Source organism: Sellimonas sp., assembly GCF_047234585.1.
Lineage (GTDB): Bacteria > Bacillota > Clostridia > Lachnospirales > Lachnospiraceae > Sellimonas > Sellimonas caecigallum.
In genome coordinates this window covers 1-4,565 of sequence record NZ_JBKSWG010000052.1, presented here as the reverse complement: position 1 = coordinate 4,565, position 4,565 = coordinate 1, and the positions used below count along the sequence as shown (strand labels likewise).

Below are 4,565 nucleotides of genomic sequence, written 5' to 3'. Positions count from 1 at the left end.
GGCTTTATGCGGCCTGCACGTACTATTTTAATTATGCAACTGTCAAACTCCCGAGATTTTGGAAAAGATTTTGAATAAATTATCAGAAAACGTGTGCATCAGCGCGGGAAATTGTGATATAATTCCAGTAAGCAAAATAGTGAAAGGGGAATGTATTATGAAACTGATTTTTGCGGTTGTACACGATGATGATACAAATAAAGCGGTACGGCGTCTGAACGAGAAGAAATTCCGTGTGACGAAACTCTCAAGTTCCGGTGGTTTCCTCAAGAGAGGAAATACTACGCTCATGCTTGGTGTAGAGGATGAACAGGTAGACGAAGTCTTCAAGATATTGGAAAAAGAATGTGCAAAGAGAAAACAGGTTGAAGTGACGACGCCGTATCCTCAGGGCGATCTCTCCATGATAAGCTATTCCTATATACCGATCACGGTAGAAGTAGGAGGTGCCACTGTCTTTGTTCTTGATGTGGAACAGTTTCGGAGGATATAGGAGATGCTCTGGTTCCGGGATACGGAAAGCCGCCTCAACGACAGAAAAGAAAAGTACAGGAGAGACTGGCGGGAAGACTTTTACGACTGTGTAAAAGAGCTGGCGGAACATCCGGTAGTCCTGCGCATGAAGCTGTATCCGCATCACGGTGCGTCAAACTGCTATCAGCATTGCCTGAATGTGGCGTTTTATAATTACTGTTGGTGCAGGTTTTTTCATCTGGATGCAAGATCAGCCGCAAGAGGAGGTATGCTTCACGATCTCTTCCTTTATGACTGGCACACACATAGAAGAAAAACGGGGGATTGTTTGCACGGAATCACACATCCCCGGGCCGCCTACAAAAATGCAGTCAAATTTTTTGAACTTAACAGGATAGAAAAAGATATTATCCTGACCCATATGTGGCCGCTCACATTTTTTCGTTTTCCGAGGACGAAAGAAGGATGGATCACTGTCCTGACGGATAAATACTGCGGAAGTCTGGAGACAGGAAAAAGAAAGACTGTAAATTGACAAAAACCGATTCGGAAAAACAAAAAAACAAAAAAGAATGAAAAGACTTGCAAAAAAGTGGGCAGGTCTTTTCTTTTTTGCAGTTATTCTGTCGTTTTTTTCTTTGGTACAGCTGACATGAAGCGATAAAATCGGCGCCTGGCCTATGCTATGATGAGAAAAAATATGAATATGAGGTGAGAATATATGGAAAAACAGTTTCCAAAAAACGTACGTCAGATAGGAAATGTGTCCGACAGCCCCAAAATCTATGTAGAGGACTACGTTGATACATTTTTAAACCAGCTTTGCGACAAGACAGAAGAAGAACCTCAGGGAGCATTTCTCATAGGGGAAAAAGGGATGACAGACGGGCAGGACTGTGTATACATATCGGGAGCGCTTAAGATATCGGATATAAAAAGAGAAGGAAATAAAGTGGATCTGCCGGAAGAAACAATGGAAAAAGCGATGAAAGAGTGCAAAGAATATTTTGGAAATAAGGCCCTTCTTGGTTGGTGCCTTATTTTTCCGGGACATGCTATGGCTGTCGATGAACAGATGGCTTCTGTTCATGAAAAACAATTTCCGGAGGAAAATAGTATTTTTGTGATAAAAGATCCAAAGGAAAAAGAAGAACTGTTTTTTGCATACAAATATAAAGATCTGATGCAGATCAACGGGCACTACGTATATTATGAGAAAAATCCGGATATGCAAAATTATATGATCTCCACAAGAAAGGAAAATAAAGTGACGCCCAGTGAACCTGTTGCAGATCGAGCTGCGAAGGATTTTCGCAACCTTGTAAGGGAAAAGCTGGAAAAGTCTGATCAAAAGCAGAACAATAAAGTGTTGTATGCAGCCAGCACACTCCTTCTTGTTGTAATACTGGTCATCGGAGTAACGATGGTAAACAATTACGATAAGATCAAGGCGGTTCAGACATCGATCGAAAAACTTTCTGCATCCGTGGCAGGCGAAGGCACGACGAAGACGGATGAAAAAGTAACAGCGGGAGAAGAAAAAAATGCAGTCAATGAGGAAGATATCCAGGAAGCCGTCGGAAGTGCCTATGATGCAGAGGAAGGTATCTACACTGTGCAGAAAGGAGATACTTTGGCAAGCATCAGCAAAAAGATATATGGGGATCTTTCGCAGGTAAATGCTATTAAAAAGATGAATGGGCTCTCAAACGGCAATCTGATCTACATTGGGCAAAAATTATTGTTGCCATAGGAAAAAGTATGTTATGATAATGTGAAACAGAACAGTATAAATAAAATACAAAGGGGAAAGCAATATGAAGGACGAAAAAAAGAAAAGATTTCACATTGCGAAGAAAAAAGATATCCCGGATCTTACAAAGCCAGGCGTAGCACTGGAGATCCGAAAAAGGGGCAAAAAAGCCAGCGATATGCCCAAAAAGGAACCGAAGATCAAGAGCGACACAGTCTTCTCGTGGGATATCAAAGCTTCGGATGGAAAGAAAACAAATACGGAAAAGAAAAGGAAGCTTCCAAACAAGACGATACGCAAATGGGTTATCGTAAGTGTGTGTGCAGCTGCAGCTCTGACTGCATATCTTACCATCACACTGCAGACGTATACGGACGTCTCGGTAATCAGCCAGGAACAGGAGGCCGGCACTGGGAGGAGCAGTTACGCAAGGTTTGACGAGAATATCCTCCGCTGCAGCAGAGACGGAGTGGTTTTGTTTGACACAGACGGGAAAGAATTGTGGAAAGAGGATTGCCAGATACAAAATCCAGTCGTGGAAGTAAACAAAGAATCGGCGGTGGTAGCGGATAATGGAGGAAACAGCATCTTGATATTTGGCAAAAAAGGCTTGAAAGGGGAGGTTCAGACCGAATTGCCGATCGAGAGAACAGCAGTTTCTGAAAAAGGGATCACGGCGGTAATACTGAAAGAAGGAAATACCCCATCTATCCAGTGTTATGATGCGGCAGGAAACCTGCTTCTGGAATATAAAGTATCTGCTGTAGAGCAGGGATATCCGGTAGATCTTGCGTTATCTCCGGATGGAACAACACTGCTCGTCTCTTATGTTTCCATAAAAGACGGGAACCCGGACACCGAGCTGGTTTACTATGATTTCGGAAACAAAGATGAAGATGGGAAATACCGTGTAGGCGGCAAAACATATGAGGATACAGTTATGCCAAGCGTATATTTCGTATCCGATGAAAAGTCTGTGGCGATAGGCGATGGCGGCTTTGTTTTATATAATGGAACCAAACCAAAAGAAAAGGAATATGTAAAAATTTCCAAAGAAATCAAAAGCATCTGCTATGACAAGGAATACCTTGGTATCATATTAAAAAATACAGATAAAGCCGGATACGAGCTGAAACTGTTTGATTATGACGGAAAAGAAGTTATATCTAAAGACTTTGAAGGCGATTACAGCAAAGTAAAAATAGAAAAAGGACAAGTATTGATGTATGACGGAGAAAAATGCAGTATATATACCGACAGCGGAGTTCATCGGTTCGATGGAAAGATGGGTACAAATATCAAGGACATTTTTCCGTTAAAAGGGATCAATAAATATTTGGTAGTAGATGCAAATGGAACAAAAACAGTACGACTGACAAAATAGGAGAGTATATGAATTGGATTTTATATATAACAATCGGGATCCTGTTGATCGGAGCAGTTGCAGGATATGTAAGGGGAGCCGTAAGGATTGCTGTTTCGCTGGCGGCTACTGTTGTCACACTGATGCTCGTAGTATTTCTGACGCCATATGTAAGCGATGGGATTGCCACATATACAAAACTGGATGATTGGATCGAAGAAAAATGCGAGACAGCAATGACAGAACAGTTGACAGAATCATGGGAACAAGTGGCGGGCGACATACCGATGCCGGACGGAAATACACAGCAAATACAGGAGCAGCTGCAGAATATAGAGATTCCAAGAAATGTACAGACTCAGATCATAGAAAATGCGGATATTCCTGCTGTGTTTAAAGAATTTCTTCAGGATAACAACAATAAAGAAGCGTATTCGCTGATGGGAGCAGACAGCTTTGCGGATTATATTGCAAAAGGGGCTGCAAAACTGATCATAAACATCATTTCGGCAGTTCTGATCTTTCTGTCGACCTCACTGCTGATCAGAATACTGCTGTATGTGTTTGATGTTATCGCAATGCTGCCGATCATAGGAGGGCTCAACAGGCTTGCAGGGGCAGCTCTTGGGCTCATGATTGCGCTTACAGTTGTGTGGATCTTTTTTCTGATTGTGACGTTGCTGTATGCCACGGACATAGGAAAAGACATGCTTCGAATGATACAGGAAAATCCGTTCCTGAGTTTTCTATATAAAAACAACTATATATGGAATGTTGTGACAGGGCTCCGCTAACCGGCAGAGCTCTGTTTTATTGTCTGTTCCTGCTGCAATTCTATGGGGGTCCGGGCATGTATAATATCGCAAAAACAGGGAATATTATAGGAAGATAAGAAAAAATAAAAAAATGAAAAAAAGGTATTGACATTTATAAGGAGGGATGATAAGATATAACACGTTCCGCTGATAAACACCG

The 4,565-nt window shown here is 41.8% G+C and carries 5 protein-coding genes; all 5 read left to right on the top strand.

Going from position 1 to position 4,565, the window contains the following annotated elements; translation table 11 throughout:
* Positions 1–157: 157 nt before the first annotated feature.
* The 5 genes from ACLROL_RS12090 (at position 158) to ACLROL_RS12070 (ending at position 4,384) form a co-directional block, all read left to right on the top strand.
* On the top strand, positions 158–493 hold the full coding sequence (locus ACLROL_RS12090; protein WP_087202870.1) for a cyclic-di-AMP receptor: 336 nt from the start codon (positions 158–160) through the stop codon (positions 491–493).
* A gap of 3 nt (positions 494–496) precedes the next feature.
* On the top strand, positions 497–1,009 hold the full coding sequence (locus ACLROL_RS12085; RefSeq protein WP_087202869.1) for a phosphohydrolase: 513 nt from the start codon (positions 497–499) through the stop codon (positions 1,007–1,009).
* 186 nt (positions 1,010–1,195) lie between these two features.
* Entirely contained in the window at positions 1,196–2,227 is a 1,032-nt protein-coding gene (locus ACLROL_RS12080) for a LysM peptidoglycan-binding domain-containing protein (protein ID WP_413067939.1), read from the top strand.
* Between the two features lie 64 nt (positions 2,228–2,291).
* Complete coding sequence (locus tag ACLROL_RS12075; protein ID WP_413067938.1) at positions 2,292–3,611, top strand: DUF5711 family protein; 1,320 nt, start codon at positions 2,292–2,294, stop codon at positions 3,609–3,611.
* Between the two features lie 8 nt (positions 3,612–3,619).
* Positions 3,620–4,384 carry a CvpA family protein gene (locus ACLROL_RS12070; RefSeq protein ID WP_413067937.1) on the top strand — a complete coding sequence of 255 codons (765 nt, stop codon included), beginning with the start codon at positions 3,620–3,622 and terminating at the stop codon, positions 4,382–4,384.
* Positions 4,385–4,565 lie beyond the last annotated feature (181 nt).

Coding starts and splice junctions, on each gene's coding strand:
- ACLROL_RS12090 (WP_087202870.1), top strand. CDS start 158: ATGAAACTGATTTTTGCGGTTGTACACGATGATGATACAAATAAAGCG.
- ACLROL_RS12085 (WP_087202869.1), top strand. CDS start 497: ATGCTCTGGTTCCGGGATACGGAAAGCCGCCTCAACGACAGAAAAGAA.
- ACLROL_RS12080 (WP_413067939.1), top strand. CDS start 1,196: ATGGAAAAACAGTTTCCAAAAAACGTACGTCAGATAGGAAATGTGTCC.
- ACLROL_RS12075 (WP_413067938.1), top strand. CDS start 2,292: ATGAAGGACGAAAAAAAGAAAAGATTTCACATTGCGAAGAAAAAAGAT.
- ACLROL_RS12070 (WP_413067937.1), top strand. CDS start 3,620: ATGAATTGGATTTTATATATAACAATCGGGATCCTGTTGATCGGAGCA.